This is a genomic window from Pseudomonas sp. BJP69, from assembly GCF_007633355.1.
Classification (GTDB): Bacteria; Pseudomonadota; Gammaproteobacteria; order Pseudomonadales; family Pseudomonadaceae; genus Aquipseudomonas; species Aquipseudomonas juntendi.
Window position 1 is genome coordinate 4,210,364 of the sequence record NZ_CP041933.1, and the last position, 19,585, is coordinate 4,229,948.

At 63.6% G+C, this 19,585-nt stretch carries 18 protein-coding genes; 12 read left to right on the top strand and 6 right to left on the bottom strand.

Annotated elements, in window-relative coordinates:
- Window positions 1–43 precede the first annotated feature (43 nt).
- The 5 genes from FPB55_RS19685 to FPB55_RS19705 all read left to right on the top strand — a co-directional run bounded on the left by FPB55_RS19685 (window position 44) and on the right by FPB55_RS19705 (window position 3,654).
- Window positions 44–1,054 (top strand): hypothetical protein, encoded by a 1,011-nt coding sequence (locus FPB55_RS19685; RefSeq protein WP_041478056.1) that lies wholly within the window; start codon window positions 44–46, stop codon window positions 1,052–1,054.
- Window positions 1,055–1,358: 304 nt separating this feature from the next.
- The gene (locus tag FPB55_RS19690; protein ID WP_054881156.1) at window positions 1,359–1,823 is read left to right on the top strand and encodes a Rha family transcriptional regulator; all 465 of its coding nucleotides are present in this window, start codon (window positions 1,359–1,361) and stop codon (window positions 1,821–1,823) included.
- Between the two features lie 670 nt (window positions 1,824–2,493).
- Complete coding sequence (locus FPB55_RS19695) at window positions 2,494–2,976, top strand: YchJ family protein (RefSeq protein ID WP_009684592.1); 483 nt, start codon at window positions 2,494–2,496, stop codon at window positions 2,974–2,976.
- A complete protein-coding gene (locus FPB55_RS19700; protein WP_009684591.1) occupies window positions 2,973–3,449 on the top strand; it encodes an LEA type 2 family protein in 477 nt (158 codons plus the stop codon). Before FPB55_RS19695 ends, FPB55_RS19700 begins: the two co-directional genes overlap by 4 nt.
- Before the next feature lie 7 nt (window positions 3,450–3,456).
- Complete coding sequence (locus FPB55_RS19705; protein ID WP_009684590.1) at window positions 3,457–3,654, top strand: SEC-C metal-binding domain-containing protein; 198 nt, start codon at window positions 3,457–3,459, stop codon at window positions 3,652–3,654.
- A gap of 84 nt (window positions 3,655–3,738) precedes the next feature.
- Here the strand turns inward: FPB55_RS19705 and FPB55_RS19710 are convergent, their stop codons facing one another.
- Genes FPB55_RS19710 through FPB55_RS19725 form a run of 4 tightly spaced genes read right to left on the bottom strand, consistent with a single transcriptional unit; the run spans window position 3,739 to window position 7,335 of the window.
- Entirely contained in the window at window positions 3,739–4,641 is a 903-nt protein-coding gene (locus FPB55_RS19710) for a pyridoxal-phosphate dependent enzyme (protein ID WP_144189125.1), read from the bottom strand.
- Window positions 4,638–5,849: an MFS transporter gene (locus tag FPB55_RS19715; protein WP_144189127.1), complete on the bottom strand. Its 1,212-nt coding sequence runs from the start codon at window positions 5,847–5,849 to the stop codon at window positions 4,638–4,640. Before FPB55_RS19715 ends, FPB55_RS19710 begins: the two co-directional genes overlap by 4 nt.
- Window positions 5,846–6,634 (bottom strand): alanyl-tRNA editing protein, encoded by a 789-nt coding sequence (locus tag FPB55_RS19720; protein ID WP_029886592.1) that lies wholly within the window; start codon window positions 6,632–6,634, stop codon window positions 5,846–5,848. Before FPB55_RS19720 ends, FPB55_RS19715 begins: the two co-directional genes overlap by 4 nt.
- A complete protein-coding gene (locus tag FPB55_RS19725; protein WP_009684584.1) occupies window positions 6,631–7,335 on the bottom strand; it encodes a serine O-acetyltransferase in 705 nt (234 codons plus the stop codon). Before FPB55_RS19725 ends, FPB55_RS19720 begins: the two co-directional genes overlap by 4 nt.
- Before the next feature lie 180 nt (window positions 7,336–7,515).
- Between FPB55_RS19725 and FPB55_RS19730 the strand changes: the two genes are divergently transcribed.
- The 7 genes from FPB55_RS19730 (at window position 7,516) to pdeM (ending at window position 18,624) form a co-directional block, all read left to right on the top strand.
- Window positions 7,516–8,856: a PLP-dependent aminotransferase family protein gene (locus tag FPB55_RS19730; RefSeq protein WP_144189129.1), complete on the top strand. Its 1,341-nt coding sequence runs from the start codon at window positions 7,516–7,518 to the stop codon at window positions 8,854–8,856.
- Between the two features lie 103 nt (window positions 8,857–8,959).
- A complete protein-coding gene (locus tag FPB55_RS19735; RefSeq protein ID WP_125854510.1) occupies window positions 8,960–11,401 on the top strand; it encodes a penicillin acylase family protein in 2,442 nt (813 codons plus the stop codon).
- Between the two features lie 108 nt (window positions 11,402–11,509).
- Window positions 11,510–12,526, top strand: a complete 1,017-nt coding sequence (locus tag FPB55_RS19740) for a ligase-associated DNA damage response exonuclease (protein WP_009684579.1) — start codon at window positions 11,510–11,512, stop codon at window positions 12,524–12,526.
- A complete protein-coding gene (locus FPB55_RS19745) occupies window positions 12,523–14,181 on the top strand; it encodes an ATP-dependent DNA ligase (RefSeq protein WP_144189131.1) in 1,659 nt (552 codons plus the stop codon). The genes FPB55_RS19740 and FPB55_RS19745 overlap by 4 nt, the downstream gene beginning before the upstream one ends.
- Window positions 14,182–14,340: 159 nt before the next feature.
- A complete protein-coding gene (locus FPB55_RS19750; RefSeq protein ID WP_144189133.1) occupies window positions 14,341–15,456 on the top strand; it encodes a succinylglutamate desuccinylase/aspartoacylase family protein in 1,116 nt (371 codons plus the stop codon).
- Between the two features lie 67 nt (window positions 15,457–15,523).
- Window positions 15,524–17,971: a ligase-associated DNA damage response DEXH box helicase gene (locus tag FPB55_RS19755; RefSeq protein WP_144189135.1), complete on the top strand. Its 2,448-nt coding sequence runs from the start codon at window positions 15,524–15,526 to the stop codon at window positions 17,969–17,971.
- Window positions 17,968–18,624: a ligase-associated DNA damage response endonuclease PdeM gene (pdeM, locus tag FPB55_RS19760; protein ID WP_144189137.1), complete on the top strand. Its 657-nt coding sequence runs from the start codon at window positions 17,968–17,970 to the stop codon at window positions 18,622–18,624. The genes FPB55_RS19755 and pdeM overlap by 4 nt, the downstream gene beginning before the upstream one ends.
- Before the next feature lie 7 nt (window positions 18,625–18,631).
- Here pdeM and FPB55_RS19765 read toward each other — a convergent pair whose 3' ends face one another.
- Together FPB55_RS19765 and dcd are read right to left on the bottom strand one after the other, a co-directional pair.
- Window positions 18,632–18,859: a hypothetical protein gene (locus FPB55_RS19765; RefSeq protein WP_054914202.1), complete on the bottom strand. Its 228-nt coding sequence runs from the start codon at window positions 18,857–18,859 to the stop codon at window positions 18,632–18,634.
- Window positions 18,860–18,951: 92 nt separating this feature from the next.
- Window positions 18,952–19,518, bottom strand: a complete 567-nt coding sequence (gene dcd, locus FPB55_RS19770; protein ID WP_009684571.1) for a dCTP deaminase — start codon at window positions 19,516–19,518, stop codon at window positions 18,952–18,954.
- Between the last annotated feature and the right edge of the window lie 67 nt (window positions 19,519–19,585).

Below are 19,585 nucleotides of genomic sequence, written 5' to 3' on the forward strand. Positions count from 1 at the left end.
AACTTGCCACCTTCATTCAATCTAATTCAGGAGACCAATCCCCATGAAACCTAATCAATATGTCAAGCCGTCCACCTACACCACTGCCGTTTTCAACGACACTCCGGGTCATGAGGCTGGGTCTATCCGTTTCAATACTGCCGATGTCCGTAGCGAGACCGAAGTGGCTACTGATCCTTCTGTCTATGTGCAGGCCCTTGTGGAGGCCGCTGAGGACCATTTGAACGGCGATGAGTGGCGTGAAGCTGCCATGGAGGCGACTCCTTGTGAGTTCCGCCCGGCTGGCTCTGAGGCCACTGGTCAACAGATCATCACCATGGCAGACCGTACCGTTAAGTTCGACCCACGTAAGAACTGGGACAACCAGACCGTCGAGAAAGGCGAAGTGCTGGCCGGGTCGATCATCTTCACTGAGGCGACCGATACCGCTCTGGTAATCAGCCATCGTGCAACCATCCTCGATCACAACATCATGGCGGGCTTCACTGAGGGCTCCCTTGCGCAGACCGCTGACAAGATCCTGCGCGATATCGAACTGAGTGCTGCGGGCAAGATCGCTGGCATCCTCTCGACTGCCCCAAGCACCGAAGTGTTCTCTGAGGCTAAGCCAACCGGCAAGCCTGTAGAGATCGCTGAGGACCTCATTGACCTCTTGACGACCCACATCAACCAGACCGTAGGCACCTCGCTGTCTGACTTTGTGGTCCTGCTGCCTGTGTCTCTGGTGGCGGTGCTTGAGCGTGCTGCTCAGCGTGCTGGCGTGGGTGACATTGAGGACCTCATCGGCGCCTCTGTGCAGCCTTACAGCGGTACTGACTTCGGCCTGTTCCTGTTGCCCAAGATGTTTACCTCGCTGAGCTACCGCGAAGGCCGCGACGGTAACGTCTGGAAGATCCAAGCGACCCGCAATGGCGCCCATCAGGCATGGGACATTGAGATCATGACAGTCGTGGACATCGTGGCTAACGGCAAGGTCAAGGTGAAGCTGACCGCCGATGGTCTCCAGACCGAGATGGTGGCGTTCCCGATGATCACCAACATCAAGCTGACCTAAGGAGGACTCCTCAGATCTGAGGGCACCTCTGTGAGCCCCGTAAGGCCGATCCAAGAGGGACCGGCAGGGGCACTATCAGACGATGTGCAGATTTGCATATCGCTCCACCTTCCCGAAATTTCGTGAAGCTTCTCCTTAAAGAGGACGCCCCAAATCTGGGGAGACCTATTCGCCCGTCGCTGGGCATCACCCAATCCAGTCTTTCTGATAGTGCCTTTCATGCCACGCCGGGTCCCTTTGTCGGGGTCTGGATGCTCGGCTGTGGGTGCGACCTGAAGGGCACTACCAAAAGGAAATCGACACTATGAACATGATCAACAGCACCGCAACCATCTTCGAGAAAATCTCCAAGACTGGAGCGGTCTCCCCAACGACCCTCAACGGCTTACCCGGTATGTCGTCCTTGGAGATCGCGGAGATCACCGGGAAGAACCACAAGCACGTCCTTCGGGACATCCGAAAGATGCTCAACGAGATCGGCCCAGATTTGGACCAATGTCAGTATGTCGAGACCAAGGCACCAGATGGCTATGGTCGTTTCCAGCCGCTGACCATCCTCGACAAGGAGCTGACCTTTACGCTGCTCTCCCGGTATTCCTTCAAGCTGTCCAATATGATCGTCAAGCGCTGGCTTGAACTGGAAGGCTCAGGCTTTGAACGTGTGTCGGTACAGGCCGCTGTGGTCCACCTGATCGAGCGTGAGAAGGACAACTATCGAATCGCAATGAGGGACATCAGGACCGCTGCAAGGCGTCTCAAGGCCTGCTGAGAGTTGAATGACACTTCCTCAAACGAAGCGTGACGGGCTATGCTGAATGACTAACTTGTCCTGACGAGACGCCTCCATGAGTGTCACGCTGTGTTACACCTACAAGGGTAAACGGGTAGTAACCAAAGTGCCTGTCGAGTCTCTGACTCCACATGCGGCGCTATGCTATGCCTTGCTTCAATCAGGCGCCTCTGACGACCAATCCCAAGGGAGCTGGCCGCATTCATATGAGCGCCTCCTTGAGGTAGCCCTGCAACACGAACTCACAGACGTTCGCTTTCACAAGTCACTCTAATCCCTCAAGGAGAACCCCATGGACCACCTACAGGCCCTCTACTGGGTCTGTCTGGCCGTGCAACTGGGGTTCTGGTTGTGGTCGCATAGACCACCCTAAGGCCCTTTGAGAATCTGACAGAAAAATCTGAAAGGTCACCATTACAAGACTTCCCGCGCTGGCTCCCCCGTAGGCCCTCGCATGGGTGCCGGTGGGCGCGTTAAGGACCCCGGTTAATTCACCCTTGCGGTCTTGCTGTCTGTCACCAACACTGTCACCAGCTTTGTCACCAAACTCCTTGAGGTCCTCTATGAAGCCCGCTACGCTTGGCCTGCCGCCATACCCCACTCAGTTCTGGGCCAACCCGGAAAACTTTGGCAAGTACTGGTGGTGATGATGAGTGTCTCGGTCTGCCCTTGTGGCAGTGGCAACCTGCTTGATGCCTGCTGTGGGCATTACCATGCCGGTACCCCCGCACCCGACGCCCAGACGCTGATGCGCTCACGCTACAGTGCCTACGTGCTGGGCCTGGTCGACTACCTGGTCGCCACCACCCTGCCAGCCCAACAGGCCCAGCTGGACCGCGCCGGCATGGCCGCCTGGAGCGCCCAGAGCACCTGGCTGGGGCTGGAAGTGGAAAGCGCCCAAGTGCTGGGCGGCCAGCCCGAGCATGCCTTTGTCACGTTCACCGCACGCTGGCACGACCCGGACGGCGACCACCAGCACCGCGAGTGCTCGGCATTCGTCCAGCACGCCGGGCGCTGGTACTTCATAGACCCCACGGTCGCGTTGAAGGCCGGGCGCAATGACCCCTGCCCATGCGCCAGCGGGCAGAAGTTCAAGAAATGCTGCGCCAGTTACATGGGGAACCGAGCATGATCGAACGCGCCCGTCTGCTGCTGCTCGGTTCGCTGCTGGCATTGCTGACGGGCTGCGCCAGTTGGAGCGCAGACGACTGGCGCCCGCCTGAAGTGCACCTGGTCGAGGTCGAAACGGTCAAGGCCAGGTTGCTGCAGCAGGAATTCGTACTGCACCTGGAGGTCATCAACCCCAACGACAGCCGTCTGTTCATTCGCAGCCTGGCCTATGCCGTGCGGCTCAATGACCTGCTGCTGGTGCAGGATGAAACCAGCCTGTGGCGCAGCGTAGGCGGCCACGACCGGCGAACCTTCAAGATCACCGCACGCACCAACCTCTGGCGGCAACTCAAGCCACTGGCCAAGCTGCTGAAAAGTGGGCAGCCGCTGCATTACACCCTGCAGGGCGACCTGGCCACTGGCCTGCTGATTCACCGGGACCTGCACTTATCGCGCAGTGGTGAGATAATCCCCGGCGATCACATCCCGGAGTAACCCTGCAATGTCCCAACAACCCCACGTTCATGGCCCTGACTGCAACCACGACCATGACCATCACCACGACCACGGCCATGTCCACGGCCCACACTGCAACCACGGCCATCAGGAGCCGGTACGCAACGCCCTGAAGGACGTTGGCCGTAACGACCCGTGCCCGTGCGGCAGCGAGAAAAAATTCAAGAAGTGCCACGGCGCCTGATCTAGCGCGTCTGTGGGGGTATGGCCCGCCGCGCCTGCTTCGCGCACCATGCCCCCGGTCCAGCACTGCCCGCCGTGCCTGGCGCTACGCGGCCTTGCGCCGGTTCGCCCCTAGCAAGTCCTGGTACCACAGGCCGGCGTCATAGGCGATGGTCACCAAGGTGGTCCCCGCATAGCGCGGCTGTTGGGCCATGCGCTGGGCAACCGCCAGGCAGGCGGCGGCCGTGTTACCGACGAATACCCCGCTTTGCATGTAGAACCAACGTTGCGCTGCCAACATTTCGGCATGCTGCACCTGCGCCCGTTCGTCCACCAGCGACCAGTCCAGAAATGGCGGGCTGACGCCTACCGCCATGCCTTCGAAGCGGTGATCGGTGAATACGCCAGCCTTGGAGTCACAGCCGTTGGGGTCAACTAGCACTGTCGACACCTCGAAACCGTGATCCTTCAGCCCCAGGGTAATGCCCGTGAAACTGGCGCCCGTGCCCGCGCAGCCAACGAACAGGATGTCCTTGCCGGCGCCCGCGTTGGTCAGTTGCAGCGCCAGTTCACTGGCTGTCTGGTAGCGGTGCGCCTCGATACCCACCGGGTTGTTGAACTGGTCGGTATAGAAGTATGACTTGCCCAGCGCGGCCTGGTTTTCCAGGTGGTGCATCACCACGTCCCTGGGCGTGGCACCGGCCATCAGCATTTCCTTGCCAATCAGCCGGGCGCCGAAGCATTCCAGCAAGTCCCGCTTGGTCTGGCTGAAACTCAGCCCAACCGCCAGCTCGACGGCCACCTGATACGCGTGGCATGCCGCCAGCAAGCCGAAGCCAAAACTGCCGCCGGTTTTTTCGATGACCGTGGTCACCCCAGGGATGATGTCGCCATTGCGCACGGCGTGCTCAACGATGCGCCGGGCGGCGCGGTACTTGTGGCTGCCACCGGGGTTGTTCATTTCCAGCTTGGTGTAGATGCGCTCGCTGACGTTGATGAGTTCGCTCATTTTCGGCTCCCTTCCATGGAAGTCTGCAGGCAGGCCTTGTTCTGCAACAGGCCAACGGTGGCGATCAGCAGACCGATGCACAGGGCCATGCAGATGGCGTTGGTGCCGTCCCAGCCCACTGTGCTCAACAGCAGCGCGGGGCTGAACGCACCGATGGTGGCGCAGATGGCAATGCCCAGATCGTTCTTGCCCTGCATCTGCATCGCTGCCGGGCTGTTTTGCAGCGACTGCGCCAACAAGGCTCCGCCGCCGACGTAGGTCAGGTTCCAGCCCAGCCCCAGGGCGATCAGCGCCACGGTCATCATGCTGTAGCTGTGCGACCAGATATTCAGCGCCGAGCAGCCGATCAACAGGGCCAGGCCCGCGCTGATGGTAGTCCGGATGCCCAGGCGCTGGATGATCGCCCCGGTGAAGAATGACGGGGCGAACATGGCGATCACGTGCCACTGGATGGCCAGGCGCACGTCGGTAAAGTCTTCGTGCATATGCTTCATGTGCATCGAGGCCTGGATCATCAGCAGGTTCATGATGCCGTAGCCCAGCGCCGCGACCGCCATTGCCACCAACACGCTGGGGCTCAAAGGCTCGCTGCGGCTGCTGGCCGACGTGGCAGCGCTGCCGGTTGCAGCGGCCAGGCCGGTGTCGTTGGGCAGGCACACTGCAATCAACAAAGACAACAGCGCCAGGCCGATGAACGCGGCATAACACAGCGAGAACAGTGGGTAGCCACCCACGTCGCGCAGCCACTCGGTGAGCGTCGGGCCCACCACGGCGGCAATCACGCCCCCGGCCACGACCAGCGACAGGGCTTTTGGCTTGAGGGCCTGGGAAAGGTTGTCGGTGGCGGCAAAACGGTTGAAGTTGGCGAAGGCGATGTAAACACCCAGCGCCGAGTGGCTGAGTACCAGCGTGGCAAAATGCTGGTGCTCCACCGCCAGAAAGCCGCTGACACCAGACACCGCCAGCGGAATGGCCCCCAGCATGAAGGCCTTCTTGCGGCCGATACGGCTCATCAACCTGGAAACCGGGTAGGTTGCCAGCATCAGGCACAGGAACTGGAACCCATACGGCACCGTCGACCATGCGGCGTCGGGGGCCAGTGCGGCGCCAACGATGGCCGCCATGGTCACCGACATCACGGCGGTGGTCAGGTTGATCGACTGGGCGGTGAAGTACAGGTAGGTGCGCCGCGGCAGGGTAGTGTTCATAAGGCATGCTCGTGGTAGGCGCCAAGGTCGATTTCGGCATCCGGGAACACGCAGATCAGGCGTTCCTTGCCTTTGCCCAGCCGTTTGCGCTTCACGCTCAGGCGCCCTATGCGCCTTGGCGAATCGAGGTGGGTGCCACCACACGGAATCTCGATGCCGTTGTAGGTCCACAAGCGTGCGTCTTCCAGCCCCTCGACGGCGTAATGCTCGATGGGCGCGTCGCCACCGATCAGTTCGTTGGCGCGCCGTTCTATCTCGATCACCTCCTCAGCGGTGAAGGCGTCCTCGACCAGAAAGTCGAACCGAGCCGTGTCCTCCTTGATGTGGCAGCCGATGGTCCACTGCTTCAGTTCCTCACGCAGGCCGATGGCAGCGGCATACAGGAAGTGGCTGGCACTGTGAGAGAGTGTTAGCCGCTCGCGCCGTTGAATATCGATGCTCACACGGGCAGGCATATCGACAGTCACTTCATCGAGCAAGTGCAAGTCGTCCGGGTGCACGGTGTGAATGATGATGCCGCCCAGTTTCCCGCCTTTGAAACCTTCCAGGCGAATAGGGCTGCCATAGAGTTTCTTGACCCAGACAAAACGCACCTTGCCGATCGGAAGTTCAATGATTCCATAATCAGCTTCCTGGCCACCGCCTTCTGGATAAGCCACGGTACTTTGCAACTCGATACCGTCGCTGTGCACGCGCGTTACTTGCGTATTGGCAGCGGCCAGGTATTGATCCTTGTAATACAGTTTTTCTGTATTGCGCAGAACTTCGTAATTCAGAGCATTCATGACTCGAGTACCACCTGCAATGATGTTTTGACCTGCACCCGGGCGGCGGCAGGGATGTCTTTGGTAACGATGCAGCCCGGCCCGATGAAGGCGCCGTCACCAATGTGGATAGCCCCGAGCACGCTGGCGAACGCGCCGACCTGAACCCGGTCGCCCAGTGTCGGGTGGCGGGGGCTGGAAGGGTTGCCGCTGATGCCGCGGGCCCCCAGGGTGACGCCGCCGAGCACGTAGCAGTCGTCACCGATGGTCGCGGTTTCACCAATGACGGTGCCCATGCCGTGGTCGATGATGAAGCGCGCGCCAATACGGCTGCGGAAGTGGATCTCTGCGCCCGACAGCATCTTGCCGCGGCGCGAGATCATGGCGGCGAGGCACTGCCCACCGGCGCCATATACCGATGCGCCATGGCGGTACACCCAGTGTGCAAGCCGATAATGCAAAACCGCCGAATAGGACGTATAAGTTCTGGCAATGAATACCAGGTCGCGGCCGGCGGCAGGGTCTTTGCTGGCGAATGCCAACAAGTCGTCATGGGCCTGTTCCGCCACCCGTTCAATAACATCGGTTTGTTTCAGCGCTTCGAATTCTTCAATTGAACAGCACTCCAGTAACGCCGAGGTCACAAGGTTTTTTACAACGTTGAATGACTCCAGTTCTTCAGGCACAGGAAGCCTGGCAATGACGGCTGATTGCATGTCCATAGGGTGCACGGCTCGATATCCAGTTGTCTGGTATTTACAGACGTTAAACGGGCTGCCAGGGCTGGCAGCCGAAAGTTCCGACGAGGGAATAGTGGCAGGTAATGGCCATGTGCAAACGAACAGTCGACAAGCATTTCCGTTAACTGTTAGGCTTTTTTTTCTAACGGTTGGGAACCTGCCATGAGCACCTGCAGCCTTCATCAATTGCTCAAGCAACGCCTGGATGCAGGGGAATGGTTGCCGGGGCAGCGCATGCCCTCCATTCGCAAGCTCACGGCGGCGGTCCATTTCAGTTACCACGATGTGGTCTCGACCTATGCCCAGCTGGTCAGCGAAGGGGTACTGACCGCCTCGCCAGGGCGCGGCTACTTCGTCGCCAACCGCAGCCGGCAGGCGAACGTGATCCACGAACCCGAGTGCATGGCCGGCGACCCGCTGTTCCGGCTGCTGCAGGGCGGCCAGCACTACACCAAACTTGGCAGCGGCTGGCTGCCCCCGGCGTGGCGCGACACCGAGCTGCTGGCCAAGGCGATTCGGCGCACGGCGCGGCTGGAGCAAAGCTCCCTGGCCGAGTACGGCGATATCCAGGGCTACCTGCCCATGCGCAAACAGCTGTGCGTGCACATGAAACGCCTGACCCGGGTTGAAGTGCGCCCCAACCAGTTGCTGACCACGCTTGGCGCCACCCAGGGCCTGGACCTGGTCGCCCGGTTGCTGATCAAGCCGGGTGACCATGTGTTCGTCGACGAGCCGGGCAACGGCAACCTGATCAAGCTGATACAACTGGCCGGCGGCCAGGTGGTCGGCATCCGCCGAACCCAGGACGGGCCAGACGTAGAAGAAATGCGCAGCTACCTGGCCAGGCACAAGGTCAAGGCGTTTTTCTGCAACAGCACTTTCCACAACCCCACTGGCAGCAACATCAGCCCGCACAACGCCTTCAGCGTGCTGCGTCTGGCCGTGGAACACGAGTTCTACGTGGTGGAGGATGACGTGTATGGCGACTTCAGCCCGGCCGTGCGCCAGACGTTTGCCGAGCTGGACAACCTGGACCGGGTCATCTACATCGGCAGCTTTTCCAAATGCCTGTCGGCGTCGTTACGGGTAGGTTTCATCGCCTGCTCGCAAGACCTGATCGAGCCGCTGACCCGCCTCAAGCTGCTGACCTGCGTGGCGGTGCCGGCGTTTTGCGAGCGTTTCGTCAACACCATCCTGTCGGACGGCACCTACGCCCGGCACATGAAAGATGTGCAGCAGCGGCTGATCCGCCAGCAAGTACAGACACAGCGTTTGCTGCTCGAGCGCGGCTGGCAGTTCGAGATCGCGCCGCAGGGTGGCATGTTCCTCTGGGTCTACCACCCGCAACTGCCTGACCTGCAGCCGTTGATGCGCAAGCTGGAACAACACAAGATCCTGCTGATGCCCGGCTCGGCGTTCGCTGTCAGCCGTGATTACCGGCGTTACGCCCGCATCAATTGCACGCATTTTTCCGATGCCCTGGCAGGGCACTTCGAGGTTTGACCCGCCACCGGCAAATAAACCGACCTGGGACCTTGCATGGCGCCTGCGCGCTCACTACCTTAGCGCCTTTGCAAACTCGCCTCGCCCTGCAGGAGCCCTTGCCATGGCCGCCGCCGCCTTTCCTCATTTCCGCCCGCGGTTCACCACCGCTGCCACGCTGCTCGGCCTGCTTGGGCTGGCCGGCTGCCAGACCGGCGGCTACCAGGGCAGCGTGCCACCCGCCAGCGGCGTGCAGCCGCTCAAGGGCCTGGCACAGAACGTCTCGGTGCGGCGCAATGCCATGGGCGCACCGCTGATCGAAAGCAGCAGTTTCCATGACGCCCTTTTCAGCCTGGGCTATGTGCATGCCGGCGACCGCATCGAACAGATGGTCGCCATGCGCCTGCTGGCCCAAGGCCGCCTGGCGGAACTGGCCGGCAGCGACGCGCTCGACATCGACCGCCTGATGCGCGCCGCCAACCTCAAGCAAAGCGCCGCCCAGCAATACGCCGACGCATCGCCACGGCTCAAGCGCTTTTTCGAGGTGTACGCACGCGGGGTCAATGCCTACCTGTTCCGCTACCGCGATAAGCTGCCAGCGGATTTGGCCAACAGTGGCTATCGCCCCGAATATTGGAAGCCTGAAGATTCGGCGCTGCTTTTCTGCCTGTATGCGTTCAGCCAGTCGGTGAACCTGCAGGAAGAAATCAGCGCCCTGACCCTGGCGCAGAAAGTCGGCAGCGACAAACTGGCCTGGCTGCTGCCCGGTGCACCGGACGAGCCCTTGGCCACAAGCGAAGTCGACAAGCTCAAGGGCCTCAACCTGGCCAGCCAGTTGCCAGGGCTGCCGGCGCTGGCGGCCGCCAGCCAGAAGCTGGCCGACCTCGACCTGCTCGGTAGCCCAGGCTCGGCCAACCTGGCCCTGGGCCCGCAACGCAGCCGCAGCGGCAAAAGCCTGCTGGCCAGTGACAGCCGCGCCGCCTGGGCCCTCAGCCCGGTGCAAATCCACACCAGCAAGTACCAGGTTGCCGGCCTGTCGCTGCCGGGCCTGCCGATCGTGTTGGCCGGCTACAACGGCAAACTGGCCTGGAGCAGCAGCGCAGTCATGGCCGACAACCAGGACCTGTTCCTGGAACAACTGCGCCGCCAGGGCAGCCAGCTGAGCTACCTGGCAGATGGCAAGTGGGTGCCGGCCCGCGCGCGCAGCGAAACCTTCTTCGTGCGCGGCCAGCGGCCACAGCGCGAAGTGATGTATGACACCCGGCACGGCACCCTGCTGGCCCAGCCCGACAACGCCAGCCTGGGCCTGGCCCTGAACTTGCCGCAGTTCAAGGGCGACCGGAGCCTGGATGCGCTCTTCGACCTGACCCGCGCCGGCAACCTCGAGCGCGCCTTCGACAGCACCCGCGAGGTCACTACGGCCGCCCTCAACTTCGTGTTCGCCGAGCCCGAGCACATCGGTTGGCAGGTCAGCGGGCGCTACCCCAACCGCCGCGAAGGCCAGGGCCTGCTGCCCTCCCCTGGTTGGGACGGGCGCTATGACTGGGACGGCTACGCCGACCCGATGCTGCACCCGTACGACCAGGACCCCACTGCTGGCTGGATCGGCCATGCCAACCAGCGCAGCCAGCCACGCGGCTATGGCATGCAGCTGTCCAGCACCTGGTACTACCCTGAGCGTGCCGAGCGCCTGGCCCAGCTGGCTGGCAATGGCCGCCATGACAGCCGCAGCCTGATGGCCCTGCAGAACGACCAGGTCACGCTACTGGCCAATCAGCTCAAGCAGATGTTCGACGCCCCCGGCATGGCCCAGCCGCTGAAGCAGGCAATCGACGCCCTGCCAGGCGCACAACGCGACAAGGCCCGCGAGGCATTGGCGCGGCTCAAGGCATTCGACGGTCGCCTGAGCCCGGTATCGGCAGACGCCGCGCTGTATGAACTGTTCCTGCAGGAAGTCGCCAGGCAGACCTTCCTCGATGACCTCGGCCCTGCGTCCAGCCCTGCCTGGCAGGCCTTCGTAAGCAACGCGCGGTTGTCGTTCTCGGCACAGGCCGATCACCTGCTGGGGCGCGACGACAGCCCGTTCTGGGACGACCGCAACACCCCGCAGAAAGAAGACAAGCCAGCCATTCTGGCCCGCAGCCTGGCGGCAGCCGTAGATGCCGGCACTGCGCAGCTGGGCGCCGACCGCCGCGCCTGGCAATGGGGCAAGCTGCACCAGTACCACTGGCCGGCGCCGGCCTACCATGGCTTGGGCGATGCGCTCAGCCGTGCGCCGCAAGCCGCAGGTGGCGACTTCACTACCCTCGCGCTCACCCCGTACGCCTGGGGCAGTGACTTCACCACCCGCCTGCCCGCCTCCGCGCGCATGATCGTCGACTTCGGCCAGGCCGAACCGCTGCAGGTGCTGACCAGCAGTGGCCAGTCCGGCAACCCGGCCAGCGCCCATTACAGCGATGGGCTGGATGCCTGGTTCAAAGGCCGCTTCATGAGCTTGCCGCTGCAACAGCAGAACTTCGCGCGAGCGTATGGCAACCAGCGCTTGACGCTGGTGCCGGGCAAGTAGCGTACCCGGGCATGGAAGCCTGTGACCCTTTCCCTCGAAGAAATGGTTCGAACTCCCAAGCTGGTTCCGAGCTCCTAACAAGTACTCTCGGTAACCAGCGCCTACGCCATGGACCTCGTCATCGCTCGCCCCGAAGGCCTGTACTGCCCACCCGGTGATTTCTACATCGACCCGTGGCGGCCCGTGGACCGCGCCGTGATCACCCATGGCCACGGCGACCATGCCCGCACCGGTAACGGCCACTACCTGACCGCCAGCCCGGGCGCCGGCATCCTGCGCAGCCGCCTGGGCCAGCACATCGATTTGCAGACCCTGCCCTACGGTGAGCGCCTGCAGCACCACGGCGTGACCCTGAGCCTGCACCCGGCCGGGCATGTGCTGGGTTCGGCGCAGGTGCGCCTGGAGTACCAGGGCGAGGTCTGGGTAGCCTCCGGCGACTACAAGGTCGAGCCTGATGGCACCTGTACCCCCTTCGAGCCGGTGCCCTGCCACACCTTCATCACCGAGTCGACCTTCGGCTTGCCGATCTATCGCTGGCCAAGCCAAAGCGAGATCTTCGCCGGCATCAATGCCTGGTGGCGGGCCAATTGCGAACTGGGCAAGGCCAGCGTGCTGTTCTGCTACGCCTTCGGCAAGGCCCAGCGGATTCTGCACGGCCTGGACGCGAGCATCGGCCCGATCCTGGTGCATGGCGCCGTCGAACCGCTCAACCGGGTGTACCGTGAAGCCGGTGTGCATCTGCCCGATACCCGCTATGCCGGCGATATCGCGCGCAACGACCCCATGCTGCGCCGGGCGTTGGTCCTGGCGCCTCCGTCAGCCGGCGGCAGCAGCTGGATGCGCCGCTTCGGTGACTACAGCGACGCGTTCGCCAGCGGCTGGATGCTGCTGCGCGGCACCCGCAGGCGCCGGGGTGTGGATCGGGGCTTTGTGCTTTCCGACCATGCCGACTGGCCAGGCCTGCTCTGGGCCATCAGCCAGACCGGTGCCGAACGGGTGATGGTGACCCATGGCTCGGTCAATGTATTGGTGCGTTACCTCAACGAACAAGGCCTGGATGCCCGTGCCTTCGTGACCGAGTATGGCGACGAAGACGATGCAGCCACGCCCGAGCCTGCGCCATGAAAGCGTTCGCTGCGTTGTACCTGCGCCTGGACGCGACCACTTCCAGCAATGCCAAGCTCGAAGCGCTGCGTGATTACTTCGCCACCGCGCCCGCCGAAGATGCTGCCTGGGCGGTGTATTTCCTGGCCGGTGGGCGCCCTCGGCAGTTGGTGCCGACGCGCCTGCTGCGCGAACTGGCAACGGCCATGGCCGGCCTGCCGGACTGGCTGTTCGAGGAAAGCTACCAGGCAGTCGGTGACCTGGCCGAAACCATTTCATTGCTGCTGCCGCAGCATGCAGAAGGCAACGACGAAGGCTTGGCAGCCTGGGTTGAAAACCATCTGCTGCCTTTGCGGGGCCTGCCGCCCGAGCAGGTCCGCGAACGCTTGCCAGCGCTGTGGGCGCAACTGGAACGCCCCAGCCTGATGCTGTGCCTGAAGCTGATCACCGGCAGCTTCCGCGTGGGCGTGTCCAAGCTGCTGGTCACCCGTGCGCTGGCGCAACTGGCCGGGCTGGACGCCAAACGCGTGGCCCAGCGGCTGGTTGGGTATACCGACATCAGTCACCGCCCCAGCGCCGCCAGCTACCACAAGCTGATCGCCGAGGAGTCCGCCGATGAACACAGTCAGCGCGGCGGCCAGCCCTACCCCTTCTTCCTGGCCCACCCACTGCAGGTGCCCAGCGAGCAGTTCGACGCCTTGCTCGGCCCGCCGAGTGACTGGCAGATCGAATGGAAGTGGGACGGCATCCGTGCCCAGGTGGTCAAGCGCGAGGGCCAGCTTTGGGTGTGGTCACGCGGCGAAGAGCTGGTCACCGAGCGCTTCCCCGAACTGCATGGCCTGGCGCAGACACTGCCTGATGGGGTGGTGCTGGATGGCGAGATCCTGGTGTGGAAGCCGGGCGAGTCATCGACGGAGCTGGCCGTGCAGCCATTCGCGCTGCTGCAGCAGCGCCTTGGCCGCAAAACCTTGGGCAAGAAGCTGCTGGCCGACGCGCCTGTCGTGCTGCAAGCCTACGACTTGCTGGAGTGGCAAGGCGAAGACTGGCGTAGCCGACCGCAGCACGAACGCCGCACCCAGCTGCAACGCCTGGTGGAAGAACACCCGCTTGCCCCGGTCCTGCTGTCGCCGCTGCTCGAAGGCCCGGACTGGGCCGACCTTGCCCGCCAGCGTGAGCAATCCCGCAGCCTTGGCGTCGAGGGCCTGATGCTCAAGCAGCGTGAGGCCTTGTACGGCGTGGGCCGTACCAAGGACATGGGCACCTGGTGGAAGTGGAAGATCGACCCCTTCAGCGTCGATGCCGTGCTCATTTATGCCCAACGTGGCCATGGCCGCCGGGCCAGCCTGTACAGCGACTACACCTTCGCCGTGTGGGACGCGCCGGCCGGCACGCCTGGGCGGGCACTGGTGCCGTTTGCCAAGGCGTATTCAGGGCTCAGCGACGCGGAGATGCGCAAGGTCGACAGCATCATCCGCAAAACCACCGTGGAAACCTTCGGCCCGGTGCGCAGCGTGACCCCCACCCTGGTGTTCGAACTAGGCTTCGAGGGCATCGCCCTGTCCCGCCGGCACAGGAGCGGTATCGCCGTGCGCTTCCCGCGCATGCTGCGCTGGCGCCTGGACAAACCGGTGGAAGAGGCCGACGACCTGGCGACGCTGCAGGCCTTGCTGGCCTAGGTTGCTGGCTGGGTGGCCGCGGTGTGGGCGGGCTCGCTCGCGCAGCCCACCCTCACCGAGTTTCGGCAAACCCTATGCAGGCACAACGCCGAAAACTGTGCTTCTATCTGTGTGCCGACCCGTGTCGCAGACCGTTTTCGCCACGCAGCCAGGACCACCATGCACCATTCAACACACGACCTGCTCTCACCCGTTCCGGGCATCACCCGCCAACTGCACAGCTTCCACTTCGGCCCCCGCGGTGGTGGCAAAGTCTATATCCAGGCATCGCTGCACGCCGACGAGCTACCCGGCATGCTGGTCGCCTGGCACCTCAAGCGCCGCCTGGCAGAACTGGAAGAACAAGGCCGTCTGCAGCGTGAAATCATCCTGGTGCCGGTGGCCAACCCGGTTGGCCTGGAGCAGGTGCTGCTGGACGCGCCACTGGGGCGCTTCGAGCTACAGAGTGGCGAGAATTTCAACCGTAATTTCGTCGACCTGTCGGACACCATCGGCGACCAGATCGAAGAGCACCTCAGCCAGGACCCTGCCCACAACGTTGCGCTGATCCGCGAGTATCTGCGCCGCGGGCTGGACGCGCACCCGGCGCGTACGCCGCTGCAGGCCCAGCGCCTGATCCTGCAACGGCTGGCCTGCGATGCCGACCTGATACTGGACCTGCACTGCGACTTCGAAGCGGTGGAGCACCTGTACACCACACCCGACGCCTGGCCGCAGATCGAACCGCTGGCCCGGTACCTGGGTGCACAGGCCAGCCTGCTGGCCACCGATTCGGGCGGGCAGTCGTTCGACGAGTGCTTCAGCCTGGTCTGGTGGCAGTTGCAGCAGCGCTTCGGCAAACGCTTCCCTATCCCGTTGGGCTGTTGCTCGGTCACGGTCGAGTTGCGCGGGCAGGCCGACGTCAGCCACGCACTGGCCAGCAAGGATTGCGGGGCGATTCTCGACTTCCTCACCCATGCCGGCATTATCGAGGGTGCCAAGCCGGCACTCCCCGCCCTGCTGCGCCCGGCTACACCGCTGGCCGCCGTAGAACCGGTGGCGACACCCCTGGGTGGATTGCTGGTGTACCACGCCAAACCAGGCCAGCAACTGGCGGCAGGCCAACTGATCGCCGAAGTCATCGACCCCCTCAGCGACCGGGTCACTGCCGTGCGCAATAGCCAGGCCGGTCTGTTGTACGCCCGCAGCGTACGGCGCATGGCTACCGCGGGCATGGTCATCGCCCATGTGGCCGGCGAGCAGGTGTGCCGAAGCGGTTACCTGTTGGGCAATTGATCCGGTAAAACCATTGCCGCCGGCGGGTGGTCTGTAGAAGCACAACCTTCGAAGGACCCTGCGCCCCATGCCCACCACCGACCTCGCCAACGCCTGGTTCAGCAAACGTGGCTGGAAACCGTTCGCGTTCCAGCGCCGGGTCTGGGCGGCGGTAGAGCGTGGCGAGTCTGGCCTGCTGCACGCCAGCACCGGTGCCGGCAAAACCTACGCGGTGTGGCTGGCGGCACTGCGCGCATTCAAGGCCCAGGCGCAGGGGCGCCAGGCAGCACCCTTGCAGGTGATATGGATCACGCCCATGCGCGCCCTGGCCGCCGACACTGCGCGCGCCCTGCAAGCGCCCCTTGATGAGCTGGGTTTGCCGTGGAGTGTCGGCGTACGCAGCGGCGACACCAGCAGTGCCGAGCGGGCCCGACAAGCGCGGCGCCTGCCCAGCGTGCTGGTCACCACCCCGGAAAGCCTGACCCTGCTACTGACGCGTGCCCAGGCCGAAGCCGATTTCGCCACGCTGCGCTTGATAGTGGTCGACGAATGGCACGAGTTGTTGGGTAACAAACGCGGCGTACAACTGCAGCTGGCCTTGGCCCGCCTGCGCCGCTGGCACCCAGGCCTGCCGACCTGGGGTTTGTCTGCCACCTTGGGCAACCTGCAGCATGCACGGGACGTGCTGCTGCCCGAGGGCGGCCTGCTGGTGCAAGGCCGGCAAGACAAAGCACTGCAGGTCGATACCCTGCTGCCCGGGGCCATAGAACGGTTTCCCTGGGCCGGGCACATGGGCCTGAAAATGCTCGACCAAGTCAGCCGCGAGGTCGACGCCAGCACCAGTTGCCTGGTGTTCACCAATACCCGGGCCCAAGCCGAGCTCTGGTACCAGGCCCTGCTGGAAAGCCGCCCCGACTGGGCCGGCCTGATCGCCTTGCACCATGCCTCACTGGCCCGGGAAACCCGCGACTGGGTCGAACGCAGCCTCAAGCAGGGCAGCCTGAAGGCGGTGATCTGCACCTCCAGCCTGGACCTGGGGGTAGACTTTCTGCCCGTGGAGCGGGTGCTGCAAATCGGCTCGGCCAAGGGCATCGCACGCCTGATGCAACGGGCCGGCCGCTCGGGCCATGCCCCCGGGCGGCGCTCCCGGATAACCCTCGTGCCTACCCACAGCTTGGAGCTGGTCGAGGCAGCAGCCGCTCGCCAGGCATTGGAAGCCGGGCACATCGAGGCGCGTTTCTCCCCCCGGCTGTGCATGGACGTACTGGTGCAGCACCTGGTCAGCATGGCCTTGGGCAGTGGCTTTCGCGCCGACCAGTTGCTGGCCGAAGTGCGCAGCACCTGGGCGTTCGCCGGCTTGCGCGACAGCCAGTGGCAGTGGGCCCTGGACTTTGTCTGCCACGGCGGCAGTTCACTGACGGCCTACCCCGACTACCAGCGCGTCGAGCGCCATGCCGACGGCGTTTATCGAGTGGCCAGCGAGCGCCTGGCGCGGCGCCATCGCATGGGCATCGGCACCATCGTCAGCGATGCCAGCCTGCAGCTCAAGTACTGGAGCAAGGGCGGCGGCGGCAAGACGCTGGGCAGTGTCGAGGAGGCCTTCATCGCCCGCCTGCGGCCCGGCGATACGCTGGTGTTCGCCGGGCGGGTACTGGAACTGGTGCGGGTGGAAAACATGACCGCCTACGTACGCCGCAGCACCGCACGCAAGGCTGCCATAGCACGCTGGAACGGCGGGCGCATGCCCTTGTCGAGCGAGCTGGCCGATGCGCTGGTCGAACAGCTCGACGCTGCCGCCCACGAACGTTTTACCGGCCCGGAAATGCGCGCCGTGCGCCCGCTGCTGGCACTGCAAGCCCAATGGTCGGCTCTACCCACCACGGCTACGCTGCTGGCGGAGACCTTCAAGTCGCGCCAGGGCTGGCATCTGTTCCTGTACCCCTTCGCCGGGCGCATGGCCAACCTGGGCCTGGCCAACCTGATTGCCTGGCGGGTGAGCCGCCAGCAACCCCTGTCGGTATCGATTGCCGTAAATGACTATGGCTTCGAGCTGCTCAGCCCTAGCCATGTGGACTGGGCGACGCACTTGCCGCAGGCGCTGGGCACCGAGCAACTGCTGGAGGATGTGCTGGCCAGCCTCAACGCGGGTGAAATGGCGCTACGCCGTTTCAGGGAAATTGCCCAGATTGCCGGGCTGGTGTTTGGCGGCTATCCGGCGGCGCAGAAAAGCATGCGGCAGATTCAAGCCTCCAGTGGCCTGTTCTACGAGGTGTTTCGCAAACATGATGCAGGCAACCTGCTCCTCGGCCAGGCCCGTGACGAGGTGCTGAGCGAGGAACTGGAAATTGACCGCCTGCATCGCCAACTGTTGAAAATGGCCGGCTTGCAACTGGACCTGCGGGCATTGAAGCGGCCGGGGCCGCTGGCGTTCGCCTTGCTGGTGGAGGGCATGCGCGAGACGTTGAGCACCGAGAAGCTGGCGGACCGTATTGCGCGAATGGTGGCAGAACTGGAACAGGCGGCGAACAAGGAATGACTCAACAGCATCAGGCCATCGAACATTGCGGCCAGGAGTTATGGCTGCTCCCGGACAAGGCCATCTACTGGCCGGCGCAGCGTGCATTGCTGGTTGCCGACGTGCATATCGGCAAAGCCGCCAGTTATCGCGCATTGCACCAACCGGTGCCGCGCGGCACCACCGAGGCGACCCTGGCGCGGCTGGATGACCTGCTCGCCCACTACGCTTGCGAACAGCTGATCGTACTCGGCGACTTCCTGCACGCGCGCAGCGCGCGGGCTCCTGCCACGCTGGCTCGTCTGCAGGCATGGCGCGACCGCCATCCTGGCCTGCACATCGTGCTGATACGCGGCAACCACGATCACAACGCCGGCGATCCCCCCGAAACGCTGGGCATCACAGTGCTGGATGAACCCTGGCTGCTGGGTCCCTTCGCCCTGCAGCACGAACCGCATGCTCACCCGGAACGGCCAGTGCTGGCCGGCCACGTGCACCCGGTCTTCATCCTGCGTGGCAGGGCCAGGCAACGCCTGCGCCTGCCGTGCTTTCTGATCGATGAACAAGTGAGCCTGCTGCCCGCATTCGGTGAGTTCACCGGCGGCTGGGAAATAGCGCCGCTGCCCACCAGCCAGGTCTACCTGGCTGGCGCCGGCCTGGTCTGGCCGCTTTAGCAGCGCATCACGCTACAGGCGCTGGGGGAGGCTCGTCAGGCAAGGTCGGCTCGCCCGGCTCCATGGGTGGGGATTCACCTGGCTGCGCAGGCTGCGGCGTATCGGGGTCAGGCTGATGGGGCACGCCCCCGGCCTGCATGGGCAACGGATGCGCCAGCAAAGACCAGGGCAACAACCCGATGTGGTTGGGCTGCAGACCTGCCAGCTTGGCACTGATTGCGGGATGGAGTTTCATTGGCTGCTCCTGACGAAACCGATGCACATCATGAACACCGGCGTACTTCGTTGGAGTGGCAAAAGCGCAGGTAATTCCCCGCGCTCGTCGGCTCAGGTCCGCGGCAGGGTCACGCCGCGCTGGCCCTGGTACTTGCCGCCGCGGTCCTTGTACGACACATCGCACGCTTCGTCAGACTGCAGGAACAGCATCTGCGCCACGCCTTCGTTGGCATAGATCTTGGCCGGCAGCGTGGTGGTATTGGAGAATTCCAGGGTAACGTGGCCTTCCCACTCAGGTTCCAGCGGGGTGACATTGACGATGATGCCGCAACGGGCGTAGGTGCTCTTGCCCAGGCAGATGGTCAGCACGTCGCGCGGAATGCGGAAGTACTCGACCGTGCGCGCCAGGGCGAACGAGTTCGGCGGAATGATGCACACGTCGCTCTTGATGTCGACGAAGCTGCCAGCGTCGAAGTTTTTCGGATCGACGGTCGCCGAGTTGATGTTGGTGAACACCTTGAATTCGTCGGCGCAGCGCACGTCGTAGCCGTAGCTGGAAACACCGAAAGAGATGACCCGGCTGTCCTGCTCGCCGCGCACCTGGCGCTCGACGAACGGCTCGATCATGCCGTGTTCCTGCGCCATGCGGCGAATCCACTTGTCCGATTTGATGCTCATGGCGGGGTGTCCTGAAGAGTTGCGTGGTGGAAAACGTGGTGCGCATCTTACCGGTCCCGGCGCCCAG

Coding starts and splice junctions, on each gene's coding strand:
- FPB55_RS19735 (WP_125854510.1), top strand. CDS start 8,960: ATGGCCGCCGCCGCCTTTCCTCATTTCCGCCCGCGGTTCACCACCGCT.
- FPB55_RS19690 (WP_054881156.1), top strand. CDS start 1,359: ATGAACATGATCAACAGCACCGCAACCATCTTCGAGAAAATCTCCAAG.
- FPB55_RS19755 (WP_144189135.1), top strand. CDS start 15,524: ATGCCCACCACCGACCTCGCCAACGCCTGGTTCAGCAAACGTGGCTGG.
- FPB55_RS19765 (WP_054914202.1), bottom strand. CDS start 18,859: ATGAAACTCCATCCCGCAATCAGTGCCAAGCTGGCAGGTCTGCAGCCC.
- FPB55_RS19745 (WP_144189131.1), top strand. CDS start 12,523: ATGAAAGCGTTCGCTGCGTTGTACCTGCGCCTGGACGCGACCACTTCC.
- FPB55_RS19695 (WP_009684592.1), top strand. CDS start 2,494: ATGAGTGTCTCGGTCTGCCCTTGTGGCAGTGGCAACCTGCTTGATGCC.
- FPB55_RS19720 (WP_029886592.1), bottom strand. CDS start 6,634: ATGAATGCTCTGAATTACGAAGTTCTGCGCAATACAGAAAAACTGTAT.
- dcd (WP_009684571.1), bottom strand. CDS start 19,518: ATGAGCATCAAATCGGACAAGTGGATTCGCCGCATGGCGCAGGAACAC.
- FPB55_RS19725 (WP_009684584.1), bottom strand. CDS start 7,335: ATGGACATGCAATCAGCCGTCATTGCCAGGCTTCCTGTGCCTGAAGAA.
- FPB55_RS19730 (WP_144189129.1), top strand. CDS start 7,516: ATGAGCACCTGCAGCCTTCATCAATTGCTCAAGCAACGCCTGGATGCA.
- FPB55_RS19685 (WP_041478056.1), top strand. CDS start 44: ATGAAACCTAATCAATATGTCAAGCCGTCCACCTACACCACTGCCGTT.
- FPB55_RS19750 (WP_144189133.1), top strand. CDS start 14,341: ATGCACCATTCAACACACGACCTGCTCTCACCCGTTCCGGGCATCACC.
- FPB55_RS19715 (WP_144189127.1), bottom strand. CDS start 5,849: ATGAACACTACCCTGCCGCGGCGCACCTACCTGTACTTCACCGCCCAG.
- FPB55_RS19710 (WP_144189125.1), bottom strand. CDS start 4,641: ATGAGCGAACTCATCAACGTCAGCGAGCGCATCTACACCAAGCTGGAA.
- pdeM (WP_144189137.1), top strand. CDS start 17,968: ATGACTCAACAGCATCAGGCCATCGAACATTGCGGCCAGGAGTTATGG.
- FPB55_RS19705 (WP_009684590.1), top strand. CDS start 3,457: ATGTCCCAACAACCCCACGTTCATGGCCCTGACTGCAACCACGACCAT.
- FPB55_RS19740 (WP_009684579.1), top strand. CDS start 11,510: ATGGACCTCGTCATCGCTCGCCCCGAAGGCCTGTACTGCCCACCCGGT.
- FPB55_RS19700 (WP_009684591.1), top strand. CDS start 2,973: ATGATCGAACGCGCCCGTCTGCTGCTGCTCGGTTCGCTGCTGGCATTG.